The sequence below is a fragment of the Pontibacter sp. BAB1700 genome (assembly GCF_000277005.1).
Classification (GTDB): Bacteria; Bacteroidota; Bacteroidia; order Cytophagales; family Hymenobacteraceae; genus Pontibacter; species Pontibacter lucknowensis.
The window spans coordinates 1-6,291 of record NZ_AKIS01000127.1 but is presented as its reverse complement, the minus strand read 5'-3'; the positions used below and the strand labels follow the sequence as shown (position 1 = coordinate 6,291).

The 6,291-nt window shown below is 50.2% G+C and carries 4 protein-coding genes and 3 pseudogenes; 4 read left to right on the top strand and 3 right to left on the bottom strand.

The window, feature by feature from the left end; genetic code table 11:
• Nucleotides 1-58 precede the first annotated feature (58 nt).
• On the top strand, nucleotides 59-523 hold the full coding sequence (locus tag O71_RS15125; protein ID WP_007658349.1) for an Lrp/AsnC ligand binding domain-containing protein: 465 nt from the start codon (nucleotides 59-61) through the stop codon (nucleotides 521-523).
• A 94-nt stretch (nucleotides 524-617) separates the two neighbouring features.
• On the opposite strand, the pseudogene O71_RS15120 reads toward O71_RS15125, so the two are convergent.
• The 3 pseudogenes from O71_RS15120 to sdaAA all read right to left on the bottom strand — a co-directional run bounded on the left by O71_RS15120 (nucleotide 618) and on the right by sdaAA (nucleotide 4,318).
• Nucleotides 618-1,801 (bottom strand): annotated as a pseudogene (locus tag O71_RS15120) (pyridoxal phosphate-dependent aminotransferase).
• A gap of 145 nt (nucleotides 1,802-1,946) precedes the next feature.
• Nucleotides 1,947-3,120: pseudogene (locus tag O71_RS25790) on the bottom strand (DUF4407 domain-containing protein).
• A 281-nt stretch (nucleotides 3,121-3,401) separates the two neighbouring features.
• A pseudogene (sdaAA, locus tag O71_RS15110) lies at nucleotides 3,402-4,318 on the bottom strand (L-serine ammonia-lyase, iron-sulfur-dependent, subunit alpha).
• A gap of 203 nt (nucleotides 4,319-4,521) precedes the next feature.
• On the opposite strand from sdaAA, the gene O71_RS15105 reads away from it, so the two are divergent.
• From O71_RS15105 to O71_RS15095, 3 genes are all read left to right on the top strand, one after another.
• Nucleotides 4,522-4,809: an acylphosphatase gene (locus O71_RS15105; protein WP_007658346.1), complete on the top strand. Its 288-nt coding sequence runs from the start codon at nucleotides 4,522-4,524 to the stop codon at nucleotides 4,807-4,809.
• 66 nt (nucleotides 4,810-4,875) lie between these two features.
• Nucleotides 4,876-5,868: a hypothetical protein gene (locus O71_RS15100; RefSeq protein ID WP_040574379.1), complete on the top strand. Its 993-nt coding sequence runs from the start codon at nucleotides 4,876-4,878 to the stop codon at nucleotides 5,866-5,868.
• 8 nt (nucleotides 5,869-5,876) lie between these two features.
• On the top strand, nucleotides 5,877-6,291 hold a 415-nt coding region (locus O71_RS15095; protein WP_007658340.1), incomplete at its 3' end, for a Crp/Fnr family transcriptional regulator.

The window sequence follows — 6,291 nt, the reverse complement described above, 5'->3', positions numbered from 1 at the left end:
AAATAATATATAGTTTATATTTTTGACAAATCATTAAAACACAGGATAGATATCGGGAATGGATTTAAAAATTGATAAACTTGATCGTCAGATTCTGCACCTGTTGATGCAGAATGTCAACCGTGCATACACTGATATTGCCAAAGAACTCGGTGTTTCGGGGGGTACCATACACGTGCGCCTAAAGAAAATGACTGAGATGGGCATCGTGCAGGGAGCACAGTTACTGATCAATCCGGCTGCCATCGGTTATGACATCTGTGCCTTTATCGGGGTATTTTTGGAAAAGGGTTCGGCTTATAAAGAGGTGGTAGAGAAGATGCGCGTCATCCCTGAGATCGTAGAACTGCATTACACTACGGGCTCCTACAGTATGTTTGTCAAGATCATCTGCCGCGACACGAAGCACCTGCGCGAAGTGCTCAATGAGAAAATGCAAGGTATAGCAGGCGTGCACCGCACCGAAACGTTCATCTCGCTGGAGGAAAGTATAAGCCGACAGATATCGGTGGGAGTTGAGTAAGGTATAGAAACAGCAAAGCCGCCTCAAACTAATTTAAGGCGGCTCTGCTGTTATAAAGGTATAAATAATGGAGTGCCCTGCGGCATCAATCATCTTATTTCAACTTCCTCAATGCCTCTCTCAACCTGCCCAGCGAGTCTTTGATGCTCTCCAGCGAGGCACCGCCTACCGACAAGCGGAACCAGCCCAGTTCTGGCGCAGAGCCGAAGGCGGAGAACGGCACTACGGCTAATTTAGCTTCTTCAAGTATGTAGAAGCTGATGTCTTTGCTGGTTTGCAGCACCTGGCCTGATGGCGTGGTTTTGCCAGCTAAGTCCAGTTTGGCGGACAGGTAAATGGCTCCCATCGGTTCAATGGCATCTACGTTATACCCTTCTTTTTTCAGGTCTTTGAACGCGTGGTAGAGCAGATCCAGACTCTCGCGCACATTGTGCTTGAACTCGTCCATGAACACATCTACCGCATCCGTCTGGTGCAGGAATCGGGCTGTGGCCATTTGCTCAGCTTTTGGCGCCCAGGCACCTACGTGTCCAAGAATTGCCTTCATCTTATTAATCACCACCGTAGGACCGAATGCATAACCGACACGCACACCGGTAGCGGCGAAGCATTTAGACGTGCCGTCGATGTAAATGGTATAGTCGCGTAGTTCGGGGCGCAGGTTAACCGGATCATAATGCTGGTGCTCCCCGAAGGTCAGCATCCAGTAGATCTGGTCGTAAAGAATGTATAGCGGCTTCTCGCCTGCTCCACGGCTCTTGTTTTCGGCGATCACCAGGTCACAGATGTCTTCCAGGTCTTTTTTGGAAAACATAGTACCCGTCGGTTGAGCGGCGAGCAGAGGGCCAGCATGGTAGCACCTTTCAGTTGAGAAGCTACATCGGCCGCAGTTGGCATGAAATTGTTGTCCGGACTCGTTTCCACCATCACTGGCGTGGCACTGGAAAGATGGCAATAGTGGTTGTTGTTCCACGACGGCGTCGGGAAGACTACTTTGTCGCCTGGGTCTACAAGGGCCAGGTAAGTCGCGTAAATCAGCGGTCGCGAGCCGCCGGCTACCAGAATATCGTTTTCGGAGTAAGTCAAACCTAATCGGTCGCGGGTGAAGTCGGCTACGGCTTTGCGCAGCACGGCCATCCCATTGGCCGGCGGGTAATTCGTATGTCCTTCGGCATAGGCCTCGGCAATGCCAGCCCGCAATTCGCCAGGTATAGGAAAAATCTTTGGGTCGAAGTCACCGATGGTAAGGTTGCAGATTTGCTCGCCTTTCGCAATCATTGCGTTCACTTCACCGGCCAGCTTGATAATCTCGGAGCCAATGAGGTTTTGGGCCATTCTTGAAACGGTCATGCGCCTGTGTGTTAGTACGCAACAAGATACTAACTTCTGGAAAAAGTACGTCGCTTGCTGAGCACAAAAAAGCTTACCACTTATAATAGCTGCTTTCCTCGCCATCATTCAGGATGTCGGCGGCGGTGTTTGGGCTGCGGCTGATATCGGCCAGTTTGCGTTCGCGCCACACGGCTGCTGATTCGCGGACTACATCCAGATGTGCATCCGACTTTATGCGCTCTTCTTCACGCTTGGCTTCGATCTCAAACTCCTGACGGGCTGCAAACTTTGCTTCGGCTACAGCCTGGCGGGTGTCGTACTGCTTTTGGCGCTCCTTTACCCGATGCATTTCCTGCGTCGTGCGCTCGTGTTCCAGACCTTTCAAAATGTCATCATAAGGACCTTTACTGGTAATCAGTTTGGTGAAGATCGGTGCCGTTTCCAGACAGATAAACAGCAAAGTGATAAAGAACACCGGCAACCATGGCAATTGGTTCAGGGCATCAATTCGGGCCATCAGGCCGTCGTAATTCGAGAAGCTTTCCTGCCCTTCTGCCACGGTGCTGTCATACTGCTTCATCAGGTCGGCAATACGCTGTTCCTTCACCAGAATCCGGTCGGCGGCGCTAGCCTGCAAAAGCTTCAGCTCTTCGTCTACTTTATCATACTGTTGCTTTTTCTCTTCATAGATGGCCCCTGCCTATTTTGCCGGTACCACCAGTACCATCGGCCTCTGCCGCTACCATCTCGTAGAGCTTGTTCCGCTCCTGCACTTTGGCTTCCACCTCGGCCCGTATACCTGCAATCTCCGACTTCACCGAGTCCACCTCAGCAAACTGCTTGTTCACCAGGGCTTTGTGCTGAATCGCCAACTCTGCCTGCTTTTCTTTCAGGACAGCCTGTATCTCTTTGTCGAAAATCTTCAGCTCCAGTGGTTTGGAAATAACCACGGCTAGTACCAGGGCCAGCAGGATACGCGGCGTCACCATCAGCAGCTCTCGCCAGAACTTGCCTTCTTTGCGGATAGTGGAAACGATAAAACGGTCGAGGTTGAAGATAACGGCACCCCACAGCAAGCCAAAGGCCACCGCCATGGGCACCGCATCGAACACCGTGTAGAGGGCATAACCACCCGATATGCTGGCCAGCACACCCGTAAATAAAACAGTGGCGCCGACACCAGCATATTTTATGTGCTCCGACTTAGAGCATTTTTCAAGAATCGTATCATCGGCACCGGCGCACCACCAAAAAAATTTCTTCATGTAAAATCCTGTACAGGTTAAAGCTGACGCATGGACAGCTTGCAATTACAACGTGCAACCTACTGACTTCTATACATTTGCGCCTTAAAATGTGACGAAACACCGGCAAAATGTGATGAACTGGGTCACTTAAGCGGCAACAGCGATTTGAACGGCTTAAGTTCAACTGCTTTCGGCTACTCCAGGCTTCTGTTAGGTATATAGCAACAAAAAAGGCAGCGACCTCTCCAGTCACTGCCTTCTTCTATTGATCGAGCTACAAAAGAGCCCCCCTATAACTCTTAAACTCCTTCGCTGTTTTCGTCTTCATCCGGCAGAATCTCCACATCCTGCACCAACACGAACTTCTCTATTTCACGTGCTCTTGGGGTGTTGGCGAGTCCGCCGAGGGCTGTTTCTTTATACTTGCGCTCCATGCTCTCGCCTACTTCGCCGAGGGCTGCCACGCACTGGTCAACCGGAATAACAGCATTTACACCAGCAATGGCTAGCTGTGATGAAGAATAAGCGATAGCGGCCGCACTGGCGTTACGCACAATACACGGCACTTCCACCAGTCCCGCTACCGGGTCGCATACCAGGCCCAGCATACACTGTATGGTAATGGCCACTGCTGTAAACACCTGCTCCACGTTACCGCCGAGGCAGTACACAATAGCACCTGCCGCCATGGCGGCCGCACTACCTGTTTCGGCCTGGCAACCGCCTACGGCTCCGGCCAATGAGGCATTCTGTTCGATGATGAGGGCTATACCTGCTGCTACGAGCAAACCTCGTGTATTTTTCGGTCTTCAAGTCCGTGTAGTTCCTGCAGCGTGGTCAAAGTACCGGGCAGTATACCCGAGGCACCCGCCGTTGGAGCGGCCACTACGCGGCCCATGCACGAGTTCACCTCTTTGGCGCCCAGCGCACGCGACACCAGCATCTGAAACTCCGGTGACAGCACTGTTACCGGCGACTTTGCTACTTTCTTGGCGCTGTTGTTCACCATGCCTGAGCGGGAGGTCATATCTTCGGTGAGGCCGGTTTGCACGGCATCCTTCATCACCTCGTATGCCTTGGCGATGTTCTCCCATATAAAATCTTCGGTGCGGCCTTTCTGTTCTACTTCGTACTCCAGCACAGGCTGGTATAGTGGTTCGCCGGTTTCAGCGCAATGCTTTTCCCAGCTCTTAAAATCATTGAATAGTAATGACATATCGTATGGCTTAAATCTGCCTGCGGCTTACCGCGAGGGGGCGTTAAAGATACTTTAAATTTCAGGAATCAGCTAAAACTCCTGCTCCATTTGATAACACGGCTTCCGGGGTTAATCGTTCTGTTTCGACTGTTACACCTGCTTACCTCAACCTATACCTGTCTGCCCCGTTTTTCTGAGTGAACAAGCGATATCTATACCTGATGGAAAACAAAGACAAGAAGCGTGTGGCCATGCGCATACATGGCCGGGTACAAGGCGTATTTTTCAGAGCCAGCACCCAAGGCAAAGCATTGGAGCTAGGCCTGTACGGCTTTGTGCAGAACGAACCCGACGGCACCGTATACCTGGAGGCTGAGGGAAAGTCCGAAGCACTGAAACAACTGGAGGAATGGGCACATCAAGGCCCGGACCGAGCACGGGTAGAGAAAGTGGAGGTAGAGGAAAAGGAGGGGCTGAGGGGGTTTGATCGGTTTGAGCAGAGGAGGTGAAAGAGTTGGATGATGTGTAATTATACATTAACTTTATCCTATACATATCAGCCTTAATCCACGACTATGAGCACACGAATTCTCCATTGCTCAACATCTGTTGAAAACTACAATATCTGCATTGAGCATAATGTAGCAGGCTTTTCGCACCGAGGGCCTCAACAAAACGACGTGGTATACCTGGCTGTTAAAGTCGGAAAGAGAACTTTGTGTGGTGCACGCTTTAAACTAGATCAATTAACAAACCACAAGCCTTGGCAAGATGGTCAGCGGTATGTGCATACTCTAAGCATCAAGGAAGTTGAGTTTTGCAAGCCTTTTGACATGGCTGTACTATCAGAAACGGGAGGAAAGTATTGGAGTATCAAGTATGTGCAGTCCTCAAAACCTATCACTGATCAAGCTGCCTGTGATTTGTTAGACAGGCAGTTCAAGACCAATAAAATTGATCATTTCATTCCGTTGGAGGTTGCTCCGGCTGAAAACACTCCACCTGCAGTAGGTCCTGAGCCTGGCCCTACAGTCGACCCTGCACCACTTTCGCGTGACTCATTCAGAATTCAGGCATTACTTGCAGATATTGGTGACCGCATGGGGTATAGCATTTGGCTTCCGAAAAACGACAGAACCAGAGTTTTGGAGATATGGCAGCCAAAGAAGAGTTCTGTATTAAATGATTTGCCTCTCAATTATGACCTTGATACCATCCGAACGATAGAGAACATCGATGTGCTCTGGATAAAAGGTCGCACCATTGTTCGTGCGTATGAAGTGGAGCATACTACTTCAATCTACTCTGGCATACTCAGGATGGCTGATTTGATGGCGCTACAGCCGAACTTAAATATAAAAGCACACATCGTTGCTCCGGAAGAGAGAAGAGGTAAAGTAATGCAGGAGCTATCCAGACCTGTATTCCGGTTACTTTTGTCCCACTCGTGTTCTTTTATCTCTTACAATGCAGTCGAGGATCTGGCAAAAGAAAAAAGATTGAAGTTTATGACTGATGCTGTGATCGAAGACATTTCTGAGTCAGCCAAGGAGACCTTAGTTTTTTAACCTCCCCCATGCCCCTTTCCCTCCTCAACCAAATCCCTTACCTCACCCCCGACGACATAGCTGCTTTCCTGCCACTTTGGAAGAAGAAGATGCTGCTGAATAGGTATGACTTCCTGATACGGCAGGGGCAGGTGGAGCAGGGGCTATACCTGGTGACGAGCGGGGCGCTGCGCATTTACTACCCCTTGCCTGACGAAGAGATCTGCGTAGGCTTTGGCTACCCCCATACCTTGCTGGTGTCGTTTCCCTCTTTTGTCGATGGCAAACCATCTGACTACTACATACAGGCCCTCAAAAAAAGTGAACTGCTAGGTATAAGCAAAGCCGATTTTATGCGGTTGATGGAGGAGCGACCAAACATCAAGCGCTTCTGGTATGAGCAGCTCGAAAAGGCATTGGTTGGCAAGATAGAGCGGGAAGTGG